Genomic DNA, 22,214 nt, shown 5'->3' on the forward strand with positions numbered 1-22,214 from the left:
ATCGTCATGAGGAGACCTTTCCTGTGTCAAAAAACTTAAATCGCACCCCGAATCTCGTGATTCAAGGTGCGAAGAACTTTCATTCTGAACTACTGCACAATATGAAAAAAATATAAAAATTGTCTCAAATTGTATCTAGAAATATTTTATCTGTAACAATCTTTGTATTTTTGTATTATTATCTGACCTGATAAATATTGAGTATAAAGTTGCAGAGCTGTTCGAAAGCCCTCCAGAAAAGAACCGCTCTGCAAAACAGGCTTTTAAAACAGAAATGAGGCAGGCCTTGAAGATTCTTAAATCAAGGGCTCTCTGCTCAGCAGTTGGCTGCGCACTTCCATCAGGGCAAAGCCGAGCAAGTTCAGCCCCTTCCATTTTTCTGGGTTTTGGGCGCGTTCATCCTGAGCTGAAAGCCCAATGCCCCAGATTTTATCTTCTGGGCTGGCTTCCACCAAAATCTGATTCCCTGTTTGCAGTAAAAATTCCTGCAAGGCCAAATTTTGTCTGAATTTTTCAAGATTGGCTTCAAGATTGGCATCCCAACGATGCAGCAGCCATTTTTTTTCATCAAACCCTTTGACCTGCCTGCCCAGTTTTTTGGCACTTGCGGGGTCAGGGGCATGGCGAATCTGATCAAAACAGGCGAGGTCTCCAAAAATCCAGGCTTTCTGAGCCATCAGAAAATGCTCACTGGTCGGGTAAAGATGCCCCTGGGATTCAAACCCCGCAGGGTACCAATTGCTCAGGCAGGATTTATCTACCTGAGTGGCATGTTTTGGGGTATGCCCCCAGAAAAACAGCAAATCTGGGCTTTTGCCTGAACGACAGAATTTCAGCAATTCAGCCAGGGTACGGATCTGAGCGGGGTGCATCGGCAGATTTCCTTTGCAATTATTCGGTCTTCATGTGTTTTAATTGTAATATATACATTTAAAATTTGCAAGACCCCGTTTAAACCTTCAAAATGGTATACTACAGCCGATCTTAAACTGAAACCAATCACCCAATGAGGCAGCCATGACGAGCATGAATCTCCCCACCCGCTTTGATTTTTCTTCTGTAGAAGCCAAATGGAATAAAATCTGGGAAGAAAAAGGCTATTTTCACCCCGAGGTCAATCCTGAGCAAAAACCCTATACGATAGCCTTTCCTCCCCCCAATGTCACCGGCGTTCTGCATATGGGCCATGCCTGCAATGCCACCCTTCAAGATGTTTTGATTCGCTCCCGCAGAATGCAGGGCTGCAATACGCTCTGGATGTTGGGCACCGACCATGCCGGCATTGCCACCCAGATCATGGTCGAGCGCAAAATCAAGAAAGAACTGGGCAAAACCCGCCATGATCTGGGCCGAACTGAATTTCTCAAACATGTCTGGGCCTGGAAAGAAGAACACGGCAACCAGATTATTAACCAAATGCGCCGTCTCGGCGCTTCTGGCGATTATGACCGGGCCCGCTTCACCATGGATGAAGGCTATTCCCGTGCGATTCGCAAGGTCTTTGTGGAATGGTATCAACAGGGCCTGATCTACCGTGGAGAACGCCTGGTGAATTGGGATCCCGTCGGCCAGACCGTACTCAGCGATCTCGAAATTGAACAAAAAGAAGAAAACGGCCAGCTCTTTCATATCCGTTATCCCTTAAGCAGTAATCCTGAAGAATTTCTGACAGTCGCCACGACGCGCCCTGAAACCCTGGTGGGCGATATGGCGGTTGCCGTTCACCCCAAAGATGAGCGCTATCGCCATTTGCTGGGGCAAACCGTGAATCTGCCCTTGACCGATCGCAAAATTCCGATCATTGCCGATGAAATGGTGGAATTTGATTTTGGTTCGGGGGCCGTCAAAATCACCCCCGCCCATGATTTTAATGATTGGGACTGTGGTCAGCGCCATCAGTTGCCCTTGTTACAGGTCATTGGCCAGGATGCCAAAATGAACGAAAACGCGCCTGAAAAATACCAGGGCTTACCCCGTGAAGAGGCACGCAAGGCGATGGTGGCCGATCTTGAAGCCTTGGGGCTTTTAGAAAAAATCGATGCCCATGTCTATATGCCCAGTCGTTCTGAGCGCAGTGGGGCGATAATTGAACCCCTGCCCATGGTGCAATGGTGGGTGAATATGAAGCCTTTGGCAGCTCCCGCGATTGAAGCGATCAAAAATCAAGAGGTGCGCTATACGCCGGATCGCTGGTCTAGAATCACGGTGGAATGGCTTGAGAATATTCGCGATTGGTGCATTTCACGCCAGCTGTGGTGGGGGCATCAGATTCCGGTTTGGTACGATGCAGAAGGCCAGATTGCCTATGTCGGCATGGAAGACCCCAGCCCCGAGGAAATGGCAGCAAAAGGCCTGACCCGTGACGAAGATGTCTTGGATACCTGGTTCAGCTCTGCGCTTTGGACCTTTGCCACCTTGGGCTGGCCTGACCAGACCCCTGAACTGAAGCAATTTCACCCCACCGCAGTGCTTTCCACAGCCAGAGAAATTCTCTACCTTTGGGTTGCCCGCATGATATTTTGCTCGCTTCACTTTTTAGGGGAAATTCCCTTCAAAGATGTTTTGGTGCATGCCACGATTCTGACCAAAGATGGCAAACGCATGAGCAAATCCAAAGGCACAGGCCTGGATCCTCTGCAAATGTTAGACAAATATGGGGCCGATGCCTGTCGTTTCTGGCTGGCAGAAGCCGCCATGAGTGGCCAGGATGTGCGTTTCAGCGATGAGAAGCTTGAAAACGGCCAACATTTTGTCACCAAAATCTGGAATGCCAGCCGCTTTGTCTTGATGAATCTTGAAGACTATGATCCCCAATACAGCTTGGATTTCAGTCAATTGGAACTGGCCGACCGCTGGATTCTCAGCCGTCTGCGCCAGACCGCTGAATCGGTAAGTCAGGCGCTCCAATCCCATTATTTGACCCAGGCCACCAAAGACCTTTACAGTTTTTTCTGGACCGAATTCTGCGATTGGTACCTCGAAATTGCCAAGCCCCGTTTGCAAAACGAGGATCGCAAACAGGTTCAGGCCATTCTGGTGATGTGTTTGGATGCCTCTTTGCGCATGCTTCACCCCTTTATGCCCTTTGTCACCGAAGAGCTTTGGACAGAGGGACTCAAACCGATTTGCCCGAATCTACCGGACAGCCATTTGATCAATGCCCCATGGATAGAGCCTGAGTCTCTGCCCGCTGCGGATGCCGAGGCCGAAGAAAAAATTGGATTGATCATGGAAACCATTCGCGTCATTCGCAATTTGCGCATGGAAGTAGGGGTGCCTGCCAATAAGGAAGCTGAAACCGTGGTTTTGATCAGTGATTCTGAAGCCCACCGCCAATTATTAAGCGAGAATCAACTGGTTCTGGGGCGCATGGGAAAAGTTCAATCCATTCAGGTTCAGCTTGAAGCGGTTGAAATTCCGCAATCTGCCCATGGCGTCAGCCAAGGGGTTCAGGTCATCTTGCCTTTGGCGGGTTTGATTGACCTTGAAAAAGAAAAAGAACGCCTGCAAAAAGAAATTCAAAAACACGAGAAGGATATCAAAGCCTTAAGTGCCCGGCTTGAGAACCCGAATTTTAGATCCAGAGCGCCAGAAGACGTTGTTCAGGAAGTTGAGACCCAATTGAGTACCCTCAGGTTTCAGCAGCAAACCCTGCAAGAGCGCCTTTCACAGCTCTAAATGAAACTCAGTATGACACCATGCAAAAACCGGATTTTGGGCGAGATGGTTAAACGCACTTCTTTTCAGGTTTTGTGCATGTCACAATATGAGTTAATATTAAACAAAATAGTTTGTATGTACAGATAGATATTAAGTTCAGATGGGTAATAAGATTGTGATACTTGGATACTGCTATTTATGACAGTACTGCTGGAAGGCGATTTAGCCTATATATCTCTCTTTAATCTGCTTCAGTTTATCAAATTGGAACAGAAAGACTGTCTGTTTAAAGTAGAGGTCAAGGAAGTCGCACAAGAGGCCTATGTTTATTTTGAAATGGGCAGAATCATGTATGCCCGTTTAAATCGATTGACTGGGCCCGATGCCATGTATCGTTTGATTGGCTGGTGGTCGAGCGGGCATTTTCAGATGACTGAATTAACCCGAGATGAGCTTCCGCTTACCAATATTGAGGTCTCTTTGGATGCCGTACTGATGGAAAGTGCGCGCTATATGGATGAATTTGCCGATTTGCGCGAAGTCTTACCTACCCTTACAAGTGGAGTGCGCATTTCAAGCAATGCGCTGCAAATGGTTCAAGATGGGCGCTTACCCGATTTCACCAAATTGCTTCCGCGCTCGTTTACGGTTGCCCGTTTTTTTGAAATTTGCCCCTATAACCAATGGGACAGTCTCAAATTTTTAAAAGAGATGATTACCCACAAGGCCTTTCAAGTGGGCTCGGGAGAAGATTTGCGCAGCACGGTCATTTTGACGCCGATTGACTCCCTTGAGAGTATTGTCATGGAATTTGTCGGCATTGAAGACAGCCATATCATGATCGAAGAGGTTTTACAGGAACTTGGCTTTGATCGCTTTCAGAAGTTTGGCTTTAACCAACTTTTGTCTGTTTCAGATAAGCTCATGGAGCGTATTGCCCCCCAGATGAAAAATGAAGATGAGGTGCAAGAAGCCATGTATCGTTTGCGTGCAAGGATTACGAGTCTGCTCTGATGTTTACCTATGATATTTATGCCCCCTGGTACGATCTTCAAAATGATATGGATGATGCCGAATTCTATTTGGAGGCCCTGAAAGAATTCGGGGGCCCCGTTCTGGATGCGGGATGTGGTACCGGGCGACTTCTGCTGAATTTTGCCCGCGAAGGCTATGAGACGGCAGGCTTTGATGTGTCTCAGGAAATGCTCAATCGGGCCCGTGAAAAGGTTCAGAAAGAAGCCCCTGAAATTCAAGCCAAAATCGCGCTCAGTTATGCAGATATGCGTGAGTTTCATCTCAATCGAAAATTCAATCTTGCCTTGTTTGGCTGCAATACCTTTCAACATTTGCTCACCAACCAGGATCAGGATCAAGCCTTGCAGTGTATGCGGCAGCATCTCACAGACAATGGCCGTTTGATCCTGCAAACCACCAATGTGCGCTTTCACGAGCACGAACCCGATGTCTTGTATCATCGGGGGCGTGAATTCAATGCCGATACGGGGCAATGGGTAGATGCCTCTTATGTTTACCATTACCATCAACATGTTCAAATTCAGCAGTTTACCTTGCTTTTGGATATTCTGGGCGAAGATGACAGAATTCAACGCAAACAAGTGGTCTTGAATCTGAGATTTACCTATCCGCCTGAACTTGAACGCATTTTAGCCATGAATGGATTTATTCTCGAAGCTTTGTATGGTGATTTTCAGCGGGGGCCTGTGACGCGCGAAAGCCCCTGGATCATCGCTCAGGCGCGAAAACGTCCTTAATGCGCTCCCGCACCTGGGTTTTGCTCAGTCTGCTTTTTTGCAGTTGTACCCAGGAACTCCCTGGCAGACGGGTTCGCAGCCTTGCCGATGGGGCCCATCTCAAATTTGAAGAGAGCTTTCAACGTGCCGTTGAACCACAAAAAGCCTGGCGACCTGGAGGCTTGGCGGTTTCTCAAGAGGGCCTGGTCTTTCTCAGCGATCTCGAAAACAACAGAATTCTCAGAATCACCCCCACTGGCGTGATTCAGGTTTTTGCTGGGGATGGCGAAGAAGGGGACCGTGACGGAGCCGCACTGACTGCGCGTTTTAAAAAACCCAGAGATTTGGTCTTCGACAGAGAAGGCCAGCTTTGGGTCGCAGATTCAGGCAATCAAAAAATCAAACGGATTTCTCCAACTGGGCAGGTCAGTACGTACCCCTGGCCCGAAGCGCTGAAACACATCACCCCCCATGAATTGCTTTTCGATGCCCGTGGTCAGTTCTATGTCATGGACAGTTTAAAAGGTGAACTTTTCAACGCCTCTCAAAATCAAAAGCTGATTCAAACCGGCCCAAACCAATTGCCACGAGCCTTGGCAAACACAGCTTCAGGTGAGTTATTCTATGCAGATCTCGAAGGGATATGGAAACTGAATTTGGATTCGACCCGCACCTTGGCTCGCAGAGTGGATTCTAGTTTGCGCAGGGTGGGAGATCTGATCTCGGATCAGGCCTCGGGTTTCTATTTAACCGATCTCTATTTTCACCGTTTGCTCCATTGGCAGGCAGACACAGGGCTTGAACAGATTGCAGGGGGGCCGTCTGCGGGTGACAAAGAAGGGGCTGGTGCGCTTTTCTCTTTTCCTGAAGCCCTGGCTCTCGGCTCTGGGGGTGAAATTTATTTGGCAGACACCCGCAATCAACGAATTTGTAAAATTGAGAAAGCTCAGGCCAAAGACTGGAAAGTCAGTACTTTTGCGCGCAACGGAACCCAGGGTTTTGGCGAGCGCAAAGATGATCAGGATTTAAGTTTGCCCCATGGGCTGGTCTTTGATGAGCGCAGCCAAAACCTGATTGTTTCAGATTATCTCCATCACCGTCTGCTCAAGATCTCCCTGAAGGGAGAAGCACTGCCCTGGTTTGAGCCCAAAGATACCCAGGGTGAACCGCTGGTTTTGCCTGCCGGTTTGGCCATGGGAAGTGACCACAGCCTGTATATTTCAGGTTCTGGGCGTCACCGGATTCATAAAATCAGCCCGGAGGGCAAGCTCTCTGTTTTGGCGGGTTCAGGCCAGGCGGGCTTGAAAGATGGCTTGGGCAAAGAGGCTCAGTTTTATCTGCCCTTTGGCATCGCCGTGGGCCCTGACCAGAGTGTCTACGTAATCGAACAGGGCAATCATACCCTGCGAAAAATTTCTCCTGCGGGAGAAGTCAGCACCTTGGCAGGGGATGGAACGGCGGGTTTGCGTGATGGCAGAGGCCAGCAGGCGCAATTTAACCATCCTTCAGGTTTGGCCTGGCACCCAGAGGGCTATTTGCTGGTTGCAGATGCCTGGAACCATGCCATAAGACGCGTAACGCTACAGGGAGAGGTCAGTACCGTTTTGGGGGGCATTCAGCCCGGCCAGAAACCCTATTCTGCCCAAGAGGTGCTTGAAAAAGGCTTGTATGTGCCCGAAGGGATTGTGGTCTCCCCAGCGGGCGAAGTCTATATTGCCGACAGTTGGAATCATCGGATAGGCAAATGGAAAGCACCGGGAAAATTTGAAGTGATCGCTGGAAAAGGCAGATATTTAAATTTTGGTGCTGGATTTGCAGATGCCTTGGGCGAACAGGCCCGTTTTAGTCAACCCAAAGCGCTGGCCCTGGGCCCCCAGGGTGCTCTGTTTATCGCAGATACTGCCAATAATCGCATTCGCTGGATAGAACCATGAAAAGGCGCTTGCTTACTTTCGCGGCTTTATTGAGCCTTTTCTCCTGTCAGAACCTGTCTCTCAATGGCAGTTCGCTTGAGCAGGAGAAACGGATCTATCCAAGCTTAAAAGCGCAGCAATTGATGATTGCTGCACCCGATGCGCGCTCGCTTGAAATCCTGACCCGACGCTTAAAAGCCAAGGTACTCGATCGTCTGCAAATTGGCACAAAAGAATGGGTTTTGCTGGGCTTTTCACAGGCTTCACTGCCCGGTTCGCTCGCCGATGATTTAGCCGAAAGCTGGAATCATTCAGACTTGCGCGCGCTCAAGCAGATTCTGCCGGAAGCGCAATGGAAAACCTGGGTTTTGGCAGAAGATATCCGGCGAAACACGGGCTATGCACCTGCCCAGATCCAGGTCAACCAAGAGGCTGAATTGCCAGGCAGTTTGGCCTTCAATGATTTGAGTTCAGGCCTGGGTTCAGCCGATGAAGGCTGGTGGAGAAGAGAAACAGGGGTGGAGCGGGCTTGGCTTTACAGTATTGGAACAGGTGTCAGCGTGGCCTGGATTGACTTGGGTTTCAAGCGCAACCACCCAGAAATTGAGCGACGGATGCGCGTGGGAAGATACAATAACCAAACCCTGGCATGGCGAGCCGTTGAGCCTGCAAATATTGAAAAACCCAATGGGGATCATGGCCTGGCTTCGCTGCTTGTAGGCTTCGCTGAGCGGGACAATGGCATTCCGACCGTGGGGGTGGCTCCCAATGCAGAGGTCATGCCCTTTGTCGCCGGGTCGGTCTGGGAAGTTGCGAAGGCTTTGCTGGCAGCAGCAGCGGAAAAACCCGATTTGATTGGCATGAATTATGCCTTTCCGATGTATCCCGGTTGGGAAAACCTGAAAGAATATGAAGAGTATCTCCCGCTCAAGGAAGCCATTGCAGAGGTCTTGAAACATTCACCGAATTTGCCGCTGATTGTTCCCGCGCATAATTACGGTGAGCCCATTCAAGGCGGGCCCCGTGAGTGGTTTCCGATCAGTTTAAGCAAACAGCCTGAATTTCAACAGTTGATGGGGGTGGGGGGCGTCGAATTCAAAGAGGGCAAAACCCCTGCCGTTTGGTTTAATCCCAATATTCTGACGGGTTATAATTCGCGGGGTTCAAATTATGGAGAAGGTTTGATTTGGGCCCCTTCGACCGCCTTGGATATTGCCAATTCTGACCCCTTGGCCGTCATTCCCAATCAAATGTATGGCACTTCAGCTTCTGCTCCCTTTATGGCGGGTGTTCTGGCTTTGCTCAAATCCCGTTGCCCTCTGCAAACCCCTGTGCAGCTCAAAGATCTTCTGCTGAAAACCGGCAAACCCCTCGATGCCGCCCTGATGTTGAGCAGGGCAGGGGCAACGGTACCCTTTGTACAGGTCGACCTTGCACTTCAGGCCTGTCTCCAGGCCGAGGGCAAGAACCTCAGTCAAAGCCAGGCCCAAACTTTTTCGGGCAAACTCAGTCAAAACAGCCAGGGTGAAAAGATCCTGGTGACCCCGCTTGAAACGCTCAAACTCATGCCCACCCTTTCCAATTTGCAGGCCGGCTGGCCGCATCCCCTGCTCAATCAGCAGGTGCGTGTTCGGGGCTGGAAAAAGCGCCCCGATTCAGAAATCGAGGCGCTTGAGGTTTTGGATCTCGCGTTAGAATAATTTCAGTGAAATTCCGGAAGGAGCATCACGCCAAGAATCATAACAACGAGTACGAATTCCCATCCGTTCATAGCAACGCTCCTTTTCAGTTTTTCTTTTGACTTATTTGCTCAGACGCGATAAAAGCTCAGAAAGTTCCTTCAAGGCAGTTAAAAAAACTTCACTGTGATGATAGTTTCTGCTGCCTTTTCCTTCGAGGGTATGCGTTTGCCCATCAATGCTCAACTCGATTTTTTCAATGCTGCGGCACTCTTTTGTCTGGGGAGCATCCGGGGGAATGGGCTCAGATTCCAAAGCCAATTTGAGCAAATCCTTTTGATTGATAAAGGCGGTCACTGACGCGATTTCTGCCGGGCTTAACTGTTTTGAAGCCTGGGGCGGAGGGCCCGCAACCAGGGTTTGGGCATTTTCGATGGCCCAACTGAAATGGCCATCTGCGCTGAGGGCAAAGCGGGGATAGGATTCCAATCCACATTCCCCCTCCACCAGCACTCTGAGGGGCAGGGCGTAGGTTTCCCGGCCCAAATAGGCGTATTTTTTCTGGAGTGTATTCAAATGATCGATTAACTGATCAAAGGCTTTGAGATAAGCTTGTGAATGACTGAATTTACGCCCATTGCGATCAAAAACCTGGGTCTGGCCTGAAACATTCAGACTTAAGTTCTGAATCGTCCGGCATTCCATGGTTTGGGGGGCATCTTCGGGAACAGGCACTGAGGAGGCTCTGAGCTGACTCAGATTCAAGGATTGAAGCAGATCGTTGAGGGCCAGCAAATCCTGGTTTGAGAGATGTCTGACTTGAACCTGGTTGCTGTTTCCGCCAGCGGATTCAGCATCGGGAAGATAACTGAAGCGTCCGTCGCGGCTGACCTCATAGCGCAATTGGGTTCCCATTTCGCATTCACCCTGGGCCTCGAGTTTTAAAGGCAAACGGTCTTTGTTCTCCCCTTGTGAAATTGGGCTTGGAGAAGCTTGGGGGGAAGATTCCTGTCTGAGATCTTTCAGATATTTTTGCAGTTTTTCGAAGGCCGCAAGGTATTCGTTGCTGTGTGTGAATTTTCGTCCATTGCGGTCAAAACTGCGGGTTTGGCCGTTGACTTGCATTACGACTTGCTCTACGGTTCTGCACTCCTCTGTTTGGGGGGCATTGTCGGGGATGGCCTTTGAAGCGAGATCTTGTTTTACAAGATCTAACTGAGAGAGCAATTTGAGCAGGCTTGATTTTTCGTCCTCAGAGAGCTTGCGTGTTTTGTAGGCTGCAGGGGCCGCACTTGTACCCGGAGTTTCTTCCAGCAGATAGCGAAAGTTGCCATCGGTTCCTACCTCAAAGACTGTTTGGCTGGGCAAATCGCATTCCCCGGTTTGCGTGAGCTTTAAAGGCAAAGCATATTTCGTGGCTGTTTGAGAGATTACGGAGGGATTCAAAATCAGGGAGGGGTTGCAAGCGGTGGTAGGTAAAACCAGCAATCCAAAGCTGGCTGAGAGAATGAGCGCAGAGAGTTTTTTCATGAGAATGCTCCAAAAGGTGATATGATCAGTATCAGCCATTTGTTTACAATTTGTCAACAAATTCTCATGGGATTTCTTTTTCTCTTCCCCCTGTCTGGAGATTCCAATCAAAAAAGGCTGCATTCTTGTGATGCAGCCTTTTTTAAAAGAGCTTATTTTAGCCTACTGAACTGGCAGGATCTTTTCCGTAGGTATATTCAGTTTCAATTTGACCATTGGCCTTGTGTACAATCAGCTGACCCAATTCATGGGAACGGCCCAGAACCCGGCCTGCAGCAACGGCTGCTTCTTTGGTTTTAAAACTGGCAACAGGTTGGGGGTTGCGTTGCAGTTTGATATGCCAGAGGCCTGCTTTTGAATCGGGAACCACATGGTAAATCACGCGGGCAGAGGCCTGAGCTTGCATATAGGCGGCGGGAGCCAGGGCGATGGGGGAAACTTGGCTCTGACAGGCAGTCAGGCCTGAAATCAAAAGCGCTGCGGTGAAAAGTGTGGTGAGTGATTTCATGGGTTAAATATCTCCTGCAAGGGTTCACTTTGGCGTGAACAATTAACTTGTGTAATTAACCTTTATTAACACTATCTTAACTTTTACTTAATCTTATGTCAAGGGCTATTTTTGTTTCATTTTTGCACTTTTTGATCACTTCGACTTAAATTCATCCGTCTGATTAAAGTTTATCTAAGGCGAATAAACTGCTTTGATTTTCTAATCTGAATCCTATGACAGCAATCCGTGAATGGTTTAAAATACGTAAAATTCAGGGGCTTCATGCTTTGATCCGGTGCCTCAGAATTTTGCCTGCCCGCCCTTGGATTGATGGGAAATGGGTTTGGGTGAGACCTTGGTAAACATGTTTTTGCTGCTTTCAAATAATTTCAGAGAAGGAATTCACGATGAAAATTGAGCTTGAGATGATAAAGGAATTTAATGGCCGCATTCATGAGAATGACTTGAATCGTCTGGTGATGAATGCCATGGGACGCGTTGAACTCAATGAACTGGCTGTCAATCGCGATCTGATCAAGAGTATCGACTTTTCTTTTTCAGATGAACTGGATGTAGCCCCTGAAGCCACCGCTCAACAAAAGGTGGGAGTCTGCTGGATTTTTGCTGCCATGAATCTTTTGCGTTATTTTACCCAGAAAAAAATCAACGTGAAGAGTTTTGAGTATTCAGGGCCCTATCTGATGTTTTGGGACAAATTTGAAAAGGCCAATTATTTTCTCGAAAAAATGATTGAGTTTAAGGAGCGGCCCTATGATGACCGCGAGCTTCGCCATTTTTTAGATCAGCCTCTGCCCGATGGGGGAGATTGGTATATGTTTGTCAATCTTGTTAAAAAATATGGCATGGTCCCTGCTTCAGTGATGCAGCATGCCGCCTACTCCAAAGATTCAACGATTCATAACCAGGTGATTGCCAGTAAACTGAGACAATATGCTGCAGAAATCAGGAAAATGGCAAATCAAGGTTCCAGCCTTGAAGAAATTCAAGCCGAACGTAAAAAATTTATTGAAGAACTCTATCGCATCATGGTGGTTTGTTTTGGCACGCCTCCTGAAAGCTTCAATTGGAGCTATAAGAATGAAGACAAAGCGTTTTTTCGTGAAACCAATATCACCCCCCATCAGTTTTTTGAAAAATACGTCAACATGGATTTAGACGAGTATGTCTGTCTCTGGAGTTCTCCGATGCAGGATACACCCTATGAACAGGTCTATTCCGTCGCCCATACCCGCAAGATGGTCGGGGGCCAAAAACATCTGGCTTTGAATCTTCCCTTTGATGATTTCAAAGCCTATGCCTTAAAGAAATTGAAAAACCATGAGCCCGTGCTCTTTTCCTGCGATGTGGGCAAAGACAGTCTGCGCAAAGAAGGGTTGCTTTTGAAGGGCATTTACAATTATGATTTGCTCTTTCAGACGCATTTTGGAATAGATAAACCCCAGCGTTTGGAAATGTGTGAAACCAGCATGACCCATTGTATGCTGATTGTGGGCGTTGATTTGGATTCAGAAGGCCGTTCCGTCAAATGGAAGGTTGAAAACAGTTGGGGCGCAGATGTGGGCAAAAAGGGCTATTTTGTGATGTCAGACGAGTGGTTTGATGACAATGTCTATCAATTGATTGTGCCTAAAAAATATCTGAGTGAAAAAGAACTCCAGATTTTGGAACAGGAACCCGTGATTTTGCCGATCTGGCACCCGATGTTTTAAATTTCAAACCTTCAGTCCTGGTTAGCCAGGACTTTTTTTTTGCCTGTAAGCTAATCTACAAGCATTCTGCCTGCGCCAGGTCATCCAAAAATACAGCTCAGTTTGGGGTTTGCACCCGGGTTTGGGGCAGATAATAGTGGTGCACCTTATCCAAGAGCTGTTTCAAGCCATAGGGGGTGGAAAGAATGCGCACGGGATAGGGCGACAGGGTGTAATGGCTGGTATAGACGTGCCCTCTCTCAGAAAGGGTGTGAAACCTTTGGTTGGTGGGATGGGGTTGGTGCTCAGCCCAGGCATCCAATAAAAAATGCACTTCACAGCCCTGCCCAATCGCCCGGCTTGCAAAGTCTAAATCTTCTCCGCCCCAGCCTTTGATGCGTTCATCAAACCCTTTGAGTCGTTGATAGAGTTTGCGGCTCAGGGCAAAATTGCCGCCCCAGGCCCATTCATGGGGATACTTCAACATATTGGGGGCGGGAATGATCGTGTCCTGGCGGTAATCGACATAGCGTTTATCACACCACTGAATTTCCCGCTCAGGATAGAAGTTGGAGGGTGAGAAAAGCGTGGGCTCATAGCCAAAATAACCGTAGAGGATCCAATGGGGCTTCATCTCCAAAAACAGTGCGTAGGCTTCAAGCGCTTCAGGATTCAAAAGAATGTCAGAATCTATCACCACCAGTGTTTCTGTTTGGAGTTGATGGGCTCCCAGATTGCGTGAAAGCGAGAGACAGCAGTCATTGGGGCGCCAAAGGTAGTGGAGTGGGAAGGGGAACTTCAGCCCTTTGAGGGTCTCTTCTCCCCTTTGAGAACCATCATCGACCACCACTACTTCCAGGGGCAAGATTTTTTGTGCACTTAATGCGCTTAAACAATAACGCAAGTTTTCTTCACGGCCTTCTGAGGTCGTAATCACAACACCGATATTGAACATCTTGTCCTGATTTGCTTTTTCTTCAGCTTAACACAGTGTCAGTCGCCCTGAATTTGATGTAAGTTTTCGCGCCCATATCTGTTAAGATGAGAAAAAAAACAGGAGCATCGGGTATGAAAAAATGGATTTCGGGCTTGGCGGTCTGCTTGATTCTCGCCACTCAATCGGGATGTCTACAGAAAACCATCGCCCTTGAAGACGATCATGCTGAGAAAGCAGCAGCCTATGCTGTTGCCAAATCTTTTATTCAAGAGTTTTCTCAGCTTCATTTAAAAGAAGCCCTGGCCTATGCCACTGTGCCCTTTACCGCAGAGGGAGAAGTCTATAAAACCCAAGAGGCCTTGGAATCTGAGTTCCAGGATGAGTTTGAAAACGAAAAACCTTTGGAAATCAAAATTTTAGCCATGCGTTTCTATACGCTTGAAGATTTGCGTCTGTTTAAAACCCAGGCCTATCAAAGACTGGTGAAAAATGGCTTTGATTCCCACTATATCGTTTTAGCCGAGCTTGAAATCGAAGGGGATGCCGATGTTGGATTTTTGATTCTGAAACGCATGGAGAATGGTGTTTGGAAAATCGCGGGCGTCGATCATTAAAGCGCAAATAAAAAAAGGCTCCCTCAGGAGCCTTTTTTTATGAAAAGATGAGCTTAACGGCGAGTCACTGCCAATTCACCCGCTCTGGCAAGTGCTTTGCTGACATTGACACGACCAAATCCAAATTCTGGATCAAATCCCTTTGCGCCCAAATCATCGGCAGAGGATTCAATTGCCCGTTTGACTTCAGCGGCAGGCAGCCCAGGATATTTGCTGCGAATCAAACCCGCCAAACCTGTTACAAAGGGAGCGGCCATGGAGGTGCCGCTGATTGCACCATATTCTTTTTGACCAATCAAATTGTTATTAAAGGGGAAGGTTGAAAGAATATCTGAACCGGGTGCGCCTACAGAGATCCAGTCGCCGTAGTTCGAAAAACGGGAACGGGCATCTTTGATATCGGTTGAACCGACGGCAATCACACCGGGAACTGCTGCGGGCCAGCTTTTGATATTGCCAGCATCATTGCCCATGGCAACGACGACGACCACATTGCGCGCCATGGCCTGTTTAACAGCGTCTGTAATGGCCTTAGATTCACGGCGTGAACCCAGAGAGAGGTTGATGACCTGCGCTCCATGTTCAACGGCATAGAGCACGCCATTGGCGATTCCTTCTGTGGTGGGAGAAGAGCTGTTGCCAGGGGCAACTTTTACAGCCAGAATACTGCATTCTGGTGCAACACCCGCTACCCCGATTTTGTTATTGGTCAAAGCAGCAGCAATACCTGCTACGTGGGTACCATGGCCGACATAGTCAACAGATTCAGGATTGTTATCAGCAGAGTTATAAGTGCCGATAATCTTTGCTTTTAAATCAGGATGGGTTATGTCTACGCCTGAATCAACAATGCCCAGAATCACTTTTGAATTGCCCAGGTTGACGGCCCAACCGCCCTGCGATTTGGCTACCTGGTGGGAATACTGTTTGGGAAAAAGTGGGTCATTCGGAAAGGCTGCATCATCGGTGGGAAGATCATCAGAGGCTTTCAGTACCTTGGGAAAAGGAACCGTAAAGATGGGTTCGGCATATTCAATGGCTGGATTTTTTTGCAGATCCGCAGCCACTTTTTCGGGATTTTGATTGGCCTGAACAGCCATGACTTCCAGGCCACTGTTTTGTGAACCCACACTGCGGATTCTTTGCAGGCCGATTTGTTGGGCCCCGATTTGTGCACGGCCTGGACGGAATTTGACCAGTACTTTACCGGGTACAATCTGTTCAGCATTTCCTGTGGCAGCACTCATGCTGTTGAGGGTTGCGCGTTGGGGTGTTTGGCTGCTGCCAAGCGGGAGGAGTTGTGGGCTACATGCGGTAATCAGGGTGGTTGTGGCAAGTATCGTCAGCAGTACACGTGAGTTCATGAAATCTCCTGGGTTTTGATTTTGTCTTATAGTGTGGAGGGCCTGAAAAAAGCAGACTCCAAAAGCAATTATCGGAACTTACTTTTGGAGTCTTGCTAAAAATCTTATAAAAAAATTAACCTTTTGTTAACTCGATAATTTCTTTGACGGCGTCGCCCATGGAGGAGCCAACCTTAAAGCCTTTATCTGTCAACATTTCACGGGCCAATTCTTCGTTGGTCCCCGTCAGACGGATGACGATCGGAATATCCAATCCCCCCATATTGTCGAGAGCCGTGATGATACCTTTGGCAACGTCATCGCAGCGGGTAATGCCGCCAAAAATATTGAAGAGAATCCCTTTTACGTTTTTACGTTTCAAAATCTGCATGGCTGCAGTGACTTTGTCAGGGTTGGATGAGCCGCCAATATCCAGGAAGTTGGCGGGTTGCCCGCCAGCATATTTAACGGCATCCATGGTCGCCATGGCCAAGCCTGCACCGTTCACAACACAGCCAATATTGCCATCCAATTCAATATAGGTCAAACCGGCTTTCTTGGCATCCAATTCATTGGGATCCACTTCGGCGGGATCTTGATAGGGCGTCAGATCGGCATGGCGGAAAAGAGCATTGTCGTCAATATCAATTTTCGCATCCCCAGCAATGACTTCTCCCTCAGCGGTTTTAATCAAGGGATTGATTTCAGCGATAGAGCAATCGTGTTGGGTATAGATTTGATAGAGCACTTTGATGAAATTGGCTGCTTCTGCAGGCAGCTCGGCACCAAAAACGACCTGTTTGATTTGATAGTCTGTCAGACCGATATTGGGGTCAATCCAGACTTTCACAATCGCTTCAGGGTGGGTGACTGCCACTTCTTCAATATCAACTCCGCCCATGGAGCTGGCCATCAGAATGGTTTTACGTTCTGTACGATCCAAGGTCAGACCGACATAGTATTCCTTGGCGATATTGATGGCTTCTTCCACCAGGAGCTTACGCACGGGCAAGCCTTTGATGTCCATGCCGAAAAGTTTATCGGCCACTGATTCAGCCTCACTCAGATTGACGACTTTGATTCCGCCTGCTTTGCCGCGGCCACCCACATGTACTTGGGATTTCAGTACGACTTTTTGCAGATTGGGATTGGCTTCGCTCAGTTTCGCGACGGCAGTCTTGACTTCTTCAACTGAAAAAGCCGGGATACCGTGAGGGATACGCAGGCCATGTTTTGCAAATACTTCTTTGGCCTGAAATTCATGCAGTTTCATGTTAGAAAACGAACCACCTTTGCTGTCTTGAAGATCGCACTCAATGTAGCATATTTTTGGAAACAGAGGGGGCGTTCGTCAGCGGGGTTGAGGCCCTTATTTAGATTCTGTATGCAGTTCTGCAATGATTTCATTTTCTCTTTCAGGCGACAGCCCCGTACGGGGCTGGGGCCAGTTCAGAGCGTCATAATAGCTCGAGCTGAGCTGAAAAGAGGAATGAAAGGAATGAAACTCGGTTTTAAAATCCCGCAGCAAGGCTTGGCGCTCAAAGGTTCTTTCAAAGGGCAGGGTTAAAGGCAGATCCTGCCAATAATTCAGCGCATATTTTTGCATCTCGGCCTCACTGATTTTGACCCAGTTTGAAGTTTGATTGGGTTTTGCAGACATCTGGCTGAGCATCTCGGCAAAGGACAGCGGCTCATGTGTCAAGGGCAGATAAATCTTTTCCTGAAATAACTTGGGTTCCAGCGCTTCTTCCAAGAGCGAAGCAAAATCGGGGGCAAAGGTCCAGTGCTGGCGAATTTCAAGCGTATCAGGCACTAGGATTTTTCGCCCCTGCTGAATTCTCCAAAGCCAGTAATAGGCGCGATCTGTTGGATCATAGGGGCCATAAATCAAACCCGGTCTGAAAATCAGAGAATGGAGGTTCGGTGTGTTGAGTAAGACCCTCTCACAGGCCGCCTTGCGTTTTCCATAGCTTTGCAGTTGGGTATCTGTTTCTTCTTCAGGTGAACAGCTGAGTGTGGGGTCTTGGGCCTGAATGGGGTGGCCTGCCTTAAATGATTCCAAATCATAAACGGAGATGCTTGAGATAAAAATATAGCGTGTGGGCTGATACTTCAGGGCCTGAAGAAAGTTACTCAGATTTTGGGGATAATACCCTGAAAAATCGAGGATTATATCCCAGGCCTGCTGACACAGAGGGTGGATGGGAAGCTCATTTCGCTCAGCCTGAATTTTATTAAATCTGGGAAAGAGTTCAGGGTGCGTTTTTCCCCTGTTAAAGAGAGTTATTTCGAGATCTTCTCTGGCTTGCAGCCTTTCAGATAAGAGGCGACCCACAAATTGGGTGCCTCCCAAGATTAAAATTTTGCGCTTCATTCTGCACCTCCAGATTTTCTCAAAGATGGCTGTCCTGCTAGAATACTCTATCCTGATCTGAGAGGCCAACTATGACCCCTGAAGTGTATGCAGAACTCCTTCAAGATGCGCTTTCATTACAAACTGAATTAAGCCAATGGCGGCGTTTTTTACATCAATACCCTGAATTGAGTGGTGATGAAAACGGAACCGCCGCGTTTGTTGCCGGAAAGCTCGAAGAAATGGGGGTAGAGGGCCTGCAAACACATTTTGCCGGGACTGCCGCTGTGATTGCTGAAATTCGGGGGGCACATGCCGGACCGACAGTAGCCTTGCGCGCGGATATGGATGCCCTGCCCATCCTAGAAAAAAACGAGTTCGATTTTGCTTCTCAGAATACAGGGGTAATGCATGCCTGTGGACATGACGCACATACCACTGTTTTGTTGGGGGCAGCCCAACTCCTGATGCAAAATCGTCAGCATTTGCATGGGGTGGTTCGTTTGATCTTTCAACCTGCTGAAGAAGTCATGGATCAGGCTGGCGCTGCCCATCTGGTTCAGGCCGGTGTATTGGATTCTCCTGCGGTTGCTGCGATTTTTGGCCTCCATGTCTATCCCGATCTGCCTGTCGGTGAGGTGGCGACCCGTCCTGGCCCGATGATGGCCTCAGCGGATATCTTTGAGATTCAATTACATGGCAAGGGCACCCACGCTTCCCGGCCGCATCAGGGCATTGACACTGTTTTACTAGCGGCGGAAGTGATCAGCTCTTTGCACCATATTGTCAGTCGCAGAATTGACCCCTTGCATCCGGCAGTGTTGACCATTGGGCGGGTAGAGGGTGGCAAGGCCGACAATGTAATTCCCGATCGGGTGGTTTTGGGGGGAACCGTCAGAACCCTTGACCCTGAGTTGCAAGCACAGATTCCCCATTTAATTGAGAAAACGCTCTGGGGACTATGTGAAGCCTATGGGGGGCGTTTTGAAATGACTTATCAAAAAGGAACGGCCCCGGTTCACAACCACCCTGAGGCCACTGAATTTTGTTTAAGCACCCTGCGAACGCTATTGGGCGATTCAGCTGTTAGGGTTTTGCCTGAACCCAGCATGGGGGGGGAGGATTTTGGCGAATATCTGAAAGGTGTTCCTGGAACCTTCTTTCGCTTAGGCGTTCGCAATCAAGAAAAGGGGATCACGGCACCTCTCCACAGTGCCTATTTTAATCTGGATGAAGGGGCTCTGCCTATTGGGGCTGCTGCGATGGCTGCGCTTGCTCTTCAGTGGTTGGCTCAAGCCCCAGCAGCGGACTGAAATAGGTTTCCAATTGAAGCGTCTGCAGCATTTCACGCAAAAGTGGCGGCGCATGGAGTAGCTTGACCTGCATGCCCTGTCTTAAACATTCGTCGAGAAAACGCAAACCAACGGTATTGACCCGTTTTGCTTTTCGCAAATCCAGGGTGATTTTGTGGGGGCGTTGGGCTTGAACTTCGAGAAGATGCTCAAGCTCTTGGATGGCGTGAAGATTTAAATCTCCTGGCACCTGAATCAGGATTTCAAAACCATTCAGTTGCAGTTCCATTTTTTGAATTCTAAAGCCACCTTTTTTCGAATTTTGAGTGCCAGATCAGAGTAGAGATGAATTTGCTTTAAGGGCGGCTGGCAATGGCATTTCTGTAGGCGCAGATAATCAGATTCTGCGTGGGCCAGCGGAAAGAGCCCTGCAAAAAAAAAGCCCAAGCCTTGAAGTTCCTGGGTGGCCCAAGGGGTCCAGGGAGCTTCGAGAGGCAAATCAATCTGAAGTGTGAGAAATCCTTTCTGAAGTAAATACTCGACTTGTTTTTTCAGGCAGGATTTTAAATCTGCTCCACACTGGGTCAATACCAGCAGGGCATTTTGAAATTTATACCCCAATACAGCTTCAAATTGCGTTTCACTTGCCAAACAGCTTTCGAGCGAGGCCGGAACTTTTTCCTCTTGTAGAATAAAGCCCAATTGATGATAGATTTCGAGCAGTATCTTGCGAAAATGTTTGGGTAAATAGACTTTTCGCAGGGAGGGGATTTCAAAGGGAAAATATTCGATCAAAACAGACAGGCGTTCTTTCTGAACCCCATTAAATCCTTTTGATTGAACACCCGGAAAGGCATTCAGGAGCAGGGCTGTGGAGACAAATTTAAATCTTGAATTGACCCGCTGGCTGGCCGTATGCATGGTGATGGCCTCTGCAAAAACACCCTTTAAGCCTTTGGATTTAGACAATTCCAAGAGTTCCTGCATCATGCGCGTCATCAGCCCTTGGCCACGGTAGGCAGTAGAAACGACAGCTTCAGCGACTTCGCCGATGGCTGAATCTTTCATTTTTAAGACGGCGAAATAGCCGATGGCCAGCCCATTGGGTTGCTGGCAGAGTACGCCAAACTTTTGCTTCTGACGCAAGGCCTGTGCAATTTTTTGCGGATAATATAGTTCTTCTTTGGGGTAGGTGTGGCCATAGGTTCTGAAAATCAGGCGAGAAATACTTTCTGCATCTGAAGGCAAGACCTGTCGTATCAGGGATTCGCTGCTCAGCAGGTCTTGCACTTGAGATTCAGGGAGAAGCGGTTGACTCTTAAATACATGGGGGCTGAGATTTTTCAGCAACCTGAATTCTTTGCCGGAACGCCCCTTGTTGAAGAAGTGAAAATCATCGCTGAAGGCCTGAATCAGATGTAAACCGGAACCTTCGAAATGGTGATTCTGAATGACAGCTTCAGGGTGGTAGGGGTGAAATTTGGGTTCAAAGGGTTCTCCTTTTTCAAGAATGATGATCTCAAGGGCCGTGGGATGCACTTGAAACTGAATTTCCAAATCTTCTGGAGAATCGGATTCCTGAAAACCAAAGAGCACAATATTGGTGAGTAATTCATCCAAGGCCAAAGACCAGCGTTCTGCTTCTTTTGCGCTCAGTCCATGTCCTTGGGCCCAAAAGCAACAAAACTCTACAAGCGGTGCAATGTTTTCACTCAGGCAGGAAACACGTAATTTTTCCATGTTGAAGCCATCCTGATCTCATCATAGGAGAGATCAGGATGGCCTGTCCTTGACCCGGATCAAGCGCGAAACTTATTCAAAAGAGAGATGTTCTTTCAAGCGCTGTGCAGCTGCATTGGTGTCTTCTTGCCAGCGTTGCATAAAACTTGCAAAACTCTCTTTGTCGTAGGTATCTGGCATCCAGGCCTGGAATTTAAACGATTCTGTGCCATTGCTGCTTTTGTAAATATAGACCTGGGGCAACCAAACACTGGTACTGTTGATATCGTTGATCAGATTTAAGAGTTCGTCCCGTTTTTTCAGGCTTTCAGGTTTGATATCAAAGCCCATGATCAAAGAGACCCCGCCTCCAGATTTCAAAACAATAAAATTCCACTCTTTTTCATGGGAGACGGCAATATACGGGTTGTCTGAACTGCTGGTTTCTTTGCTGCTTTTATAGCCCAAATAACCCAAATGCTCAATGATTTGGGGGCTATTGCTGGGCAGCTCCGCTGCCTGGGTGGGTAAAACCAAACCGAGTTGAATGATTGTCAGGGTTATCAGCAGGAATTTGATCATCGGGCGCCTCATTTCAGATGGAGTTAGGACTATCCTAGCTCAGACCCCATCCTTAGGCAAGAATTTCCTGCGGGAAGCAATCCCGAATAAACTGTCCGACTTGATATAATAGACTTAAATCTTGAGGTATAAAGTGGTTTAAAAAATCATGCACATTATAATTGAAGACACTGCAAAAGAAAAAATATCAGCGATGCTCACTTCTGAAAACAAAACGCAAAGCGCTTTGAGAATTCGCATCACAGGCAGAGGAGCCAATGGCTTTCAACATGCCTTATCGCTGGTTGAACCCGGTCATGAAAAAGAGGGCGATCAGGAATTCAAAGTGGGGGATCTGCGGATTCTGTTTGATCCCAAAACGGCTTTGAATATTGATGGCTCTCGGATTGAATTTGTAGACGATATGTATGGCGGGGGGTTTAAGGTTGACAATCCCAATCAACCTGAATGGTCAAACCCGCTTGAGCAAAAAGTTCAGGAATTGATCGATTCTCAGGTGAATCCTTCTTTGGCCATGCATGGCGGGCAGTTGGAGTTGCTGGAGGTCAAAGAGGGGAAAGCCTTTGTGCATTTTGGCGGCGGTTGCCAAGGCTGTGGCATGGCCAATGTAACCTTGAAGCAGGGGGTCGATCAGGTGATTCG

General features: G+C 48.1%; 19 protein-coding genes. 9 read left to right on the forward strand and 10 right to left on the reverse strand.

All coding sequences use genetic code 11. From position 1 onward, the window contains the following. Positions 1-296: 296 nt before the first annotated feature. Positions 297-872: a DUF1768 domain-containing protein gene (locus COW20_10700; GenBank protein ID PIW47996.1), complete on the reverse strand. Its 576-nt coding sequence runs from the start codon at positions 870-872 to the stop codon at positions 297-299. Positions 873-1,017: 145 nt separating this feature from the next. Here COW20_10700 and COW20_10705 point away from each other — a divergent pair, with 145 nt between their 5' ends. From COW20_10705 to COW20_10725, 5 genes are all read left to right on the forward strand, one after another. Then, positions 1,018-3,678, forward strand: coding sequence for a valine--tRNA ligase (locus COW20_10705; protein PIW47997.1), 2,661 nt, complete (start codon positions 1,018-1,020; stop codon positions 3,676-3,678). A gap of 180 nt (positions 3,679-3,858) precedes the next feature. Then, positions 3,859-4,674 (forward strand): hypothetical protein, encoded by an 816-nt coding sequence (locus COW20_10710; protein ID PIW47998.1) that lies wholly within the window; start codon positions 3,859-3,861, stop codon positions 4,672-4,674. Then, on the forward strand, positions 4,674-5,432 hold the full coding sequence (locus COW20_10715) for a hypothetical protein (protein PIW47999.1): 759 nt from the start codon (positions 4,674-4,676) through the stop codon (positions 5,430-5,432). Before COW20_10710 ends, COW20_10715 begins: the two co-directional genes overlap by 1 nt. Beyond that, positions 5,432-7,345, forward strand: coding sequence for a hypothetical protein (locus COW20_10720; GenBank protein ID PIW48000.1), 1,914 nt, complete (start codon positions 5,432-5,434; stop codon positions 7,343-7,345). The genes COW20_10715 and COW20_10720 overlap by 1 nt, the downstream gene beginning before the upstream one ends. Further along, positions 7,342-9,024 carry a hypothetical protein gene (locus COW20_10725; GenBank protein PIW48001.1) on the forward strand — a complete coding sequence of 561 codons (1,683 nt, stop codon included), beginning with the start codon at positions 7,342-7,344 and terminating at the stop codon, positions 9,022-9,024. The genes COW20_10720 and COW20_10725 overlap by 4 nt, the downstream gene beginning before the upstream one ends. 102 nt (positions 9,025-9,126) lie before the next feature. Here COW20_10725 and COW20_10730 read toward each other — a convergent pair whose 3' ends face one another. After that, positions 9,127-10,656, reverse strand: coding sequence for a hypothetical protein (locus tag COW20_10730; protein PIW48002.1), 1,530 nt, complete (start codon positions 10,654-10,656; stop codon positions 9,127-9,129). Between the two features lie 34 nt (positions 10,657-10,690). Beyond that, positions 10,691-11,041: a hypothetical protein gene (locus COW20_10735; protein ID PIW48003.1), complete on the reverse strand. Its 351-nt coding sequence runs from the start codon at positions 11,039-11,041 to the stop codon at positions 10,691-10,693. Positions 11,042-11,430: 389 nt separating this feature from the next. Here COW20_10735 and COW20_10740 point away from each other — a divergent pair, with 389 nt between their 5' ends. After that, complete coding sequence (locus tag COW20_10740) at positions 11,431-12,753, forward strand: aminopeptidase (GenBank protein ID PIW48004.1); 1,323 nt, start codon at positions 11,431-11,433, stop codon at positions 12,751-12,753. A gap of 97 nt (positions 12,754-12,850) precedes the next feature. Here the strand turns inward: COW20_10740 and COW20_10745 are convergent, their stop codons facing one another. Next, positions 12,851-13,687 carry a hypothetical protein gene (locus COW20_10745; GenBank protein ID PIW48005.1) on the reverse strand — a complete coding sequence of 279 codons (837 nt, stop codon included), beginning with the start codon at positions 13,685-13,687 and terminating at the stop codon, positions 12,851-12,853. 113 nt (positions 13,688-13,800) lie between these two features. On the opposite strand from COW20_10745, the gene COW20_10750 reads away from it, so the two are divergent. Then, positions 13,801-14,283 carry a hypothetical protein gene (locus COW20_10750; protein PIW48006.1) on the forward strand — a complete coding sequence of 161 codons (483 nt, stop codon included), beginning with the start codon at positions 13,801-13,803 and terminating at the stop codon, positions 14,281-14,283. A 53-nt stretch (positions 14,284-14,336) separates the two neighbouring features. Here COW20_10750 and COW20_10755 read toward each other — a convergent pair whose 3' ends face one another. From COW20_10755 to COW20_10765, 3 genes are all read right to left on the reverse strand, one after another. Continuing rightward, positions 14,337-15,647 (reverse strand): hypothetical protein, encoded by a 1,311-nt coding sequence (locus COW20_10755; GenBank protein ID PIW48007.1) that lies wholly within the window; start codon positions 15,645-15,647, stop codon positions 14,337-14,339. Between the two features lie 115 nt (positions 15,648-15,762). After that, the gene (locus COW20_10760) at positions 15,763-16,899 is read right to left on the reverse strand and encodes an ADP-forming succinate--CoA ligase subunit beta (protein ID PIW48008.1); all 1,137 of its coding nucleotides are present in this window, start codon (positions 16,897-16,899) and stop codon (positions 15,763-15,765) included. A 96-nt stretch (positions 16,900-16,995) separates the two neighbouring features. Further along, positions 16,996-18,000 (reverse strand): hypothetical protein, encoded by a 1,005-nt coding sequence (locus COW20_10765; protein PIW48009.1) that lies wholly within the window; start codon positions 17,998-18,000, stop codon positions 16,996-16,998. A gap of 71 nt (positions 18,001-18,071) precedes the next feature. On the opposite strand from COW20_10765, the gene COW20_10770 reads away from it, so the two are divergent. Then, positions 18,072-19,292: an amidohydrolase gene (locus tag COW20_10770; protein ID PIW48010.1), complete on the forward strand. Its 1,221-nt coding sequence runs from the start codon at positions 18,072-18,074 to the stop codon at positions 19,290-19,292. Here the strand turns inward: COW20_10770 and COW20_10775 are convergent. From COW20_10775 to COW20_10785, 3 genes are all read right to left on the reverse strand, one after another. Further along, positions 19,225-19,560, reverse strand: a complete 336-nt coding sequence (locus COW20_10775; protein ID PIW48011.1) for a hypothetical protein — start codon at positions 19,558-19,560, stop codon at positions 19,225-19,227. The two genes, COW20_10770 and COW20_10775, sit on opposite strands and share 68 nt — an antisense overlap. After that, on the reverse strand, positions 19,545-21,011 hold the full coding sequence (locus tag COW20_10780) for a hypothetical protein (GenBank protein ID PIW48012.1): 1,467 nt from the start codon (positions 21,009-21,011) through the stop codon (positions 19,545-19,547). The genes COW20_10775 and COW20_10780 overlap by 16 nt, the downstream gene beginning before the upstream one ends. A 72-nt stretch (positions 21,012-21,083) precedes the next feature. Continuing rightward, positions 21,084-21,572 (reverse strand): hypothetical protein, encoded by a 489-nt coding sequence (locus COW20_10785; protein ID PIW48013.1) that lies wholly within the window; start codon positions 21,570-21,572, stop codon positions 21,084-21,086. Positions 21,573-21,720: 148 nt separating this feature from the next. Between COW20_10785 and COW20_10790 the strand changes: the two genes are divergently transcribed. Further along, a partial coding sequence (locus COW20_10790) for an iron-sulfur cluster assembly accessory protein (protein PIW48014.1) occupies positions 21,721-22,214 on the forward strand: 494 nt, incomplete at its 3' end.

Source organism: bacterium (Candidatus Blackallbacteria) CG13_big_fil_rev_8_21_14_2_50_49_14, assembly GCA_002783405.1.
Taxonomy (GTDB): domain Bacteria; phylum Cyanobacteriota; class Sericytochromatia; order UBA7694; family UBA7694.

Bases quoted from the DNA above. Each gene is read 5' to 3' on its own strand.
- COW20_10700 (PIW47996.1), bottom strand. From the start codon at position 872: ATGCACCCCGCTCAGATCCGTACCCTGGCTGAATTGCTGAAATTCTGT.
- COW20_10705 (PIW47997.1), top strand. From the start codon at position 1,018: ATGACGAGCATGAATCTCCCCACCCGCTTTGATTTTTCTTCTGTAGAA.
- COW20_10710 (PIW47998.1), top strand. From the start codon at position 3,859: ATGACAGTACTGCTGGAAGGCGATTTAGCCTATATATCTCTCTTTAAT.
- COW20_10715 (PIW47999.1), top strand. From the start codon at position 4,674: ATGTTTACCTATGATATTTATGCCCCCTGGTACGATCTTCAAAATGAT.
- COW20_10720 (PIW48000.1), top strand. From the start codon at position 5,432: ATGCGCTCCCGCACCTGGGTTTTGCTCAGTCTGCTTTTTTGCAGTTGT.
- COW20_10725 (PIW48001.1), top strand. From the start codon at position 7,342: ATGAAAAGGCGCTTGCTTACTTTCGCGGCTTTATTGAGCCTTTTCTCC.
- COW20_10730 (PIW48002.1), bottom strand. From the start codon at position 10,656: ATGCAGCCTTTTTTGATTGGAATCTCCAGACAGGGGGAAGAGAAAAAG.
- COW20_10735 (PIW48003.1), bottom strand. From the start codon at position 11,041: ATGAAATCACTCACCACACTTTTCACCGCAGCGCTTTTGATTTCAGGC.
- COW20_10740 (PIW48004.1), top strand. From the start codon at position 11,431: ATGAAAATTGAGCTTGAGATGATAAAGGAATTTAATGGCCGCATTCAT.
- COW20_10745 (PIW48005.1), bottom strand. From the start codon at position 13,687: ATGTTCAATATCGGTGTTGTGATTACGACCTCAGAAGGCCGTGAAGAA.
- COW20_10750 (PIW48006.1), top strand. From the start codon at position 13,801: ATGAAAAAATGGATTTCGGGCTTGGCGGTCTGCTTGATTCTCGCCACT.
- COW20_10755 (PIW48007.1), bottom strand. From the start codon at position 15,647: ATGAACTCACGTGTACTGCTGACGATACTTGCCACAACCACCCTGATT.
- COW20_10760 (PIW48008.1), bottom strand. From the start codon at position 16,899: ATGAAACTGCATGAATTTCAGGCCAAAGAAGTATTTGCAAAACATGGC.
- COW20_10765 (PIW48009.1), bottom strand. From the start codon at position 18,000: ATGAAGCGCAAAATTTTAATCTTGGGAGGCACCCAATTTGTGGGTCGC.
- COW20_10770 (PIW48010.1), top strand. From the start codon at position 18,072: ATGACCCCTGAAGTGTATGCAGAACTCCTTCAAGATGCGCTTTCATTA.
- COW20_10775 (PIW48011.1), bottom strand. From the start codon at position 19,560: ATGGAACTGCAACTGAATGGTTTTGAAATCCTGATTCAGGTGCCAGGA.
- COW20_10780 (PIW48012.1), bottom strand. From the start codon at position 21,011: ATGGAAAAATTACGTGTTTCCTGCCTGAGTGAAAACATTGCACCGCTT.
- COW20_10785 (PIW48013.1), bottom strand. From the start codon at position 21,572: ATGATCAAATTCCTGCTGATAACCCTGACAATCATTCAACTCGGTTTG.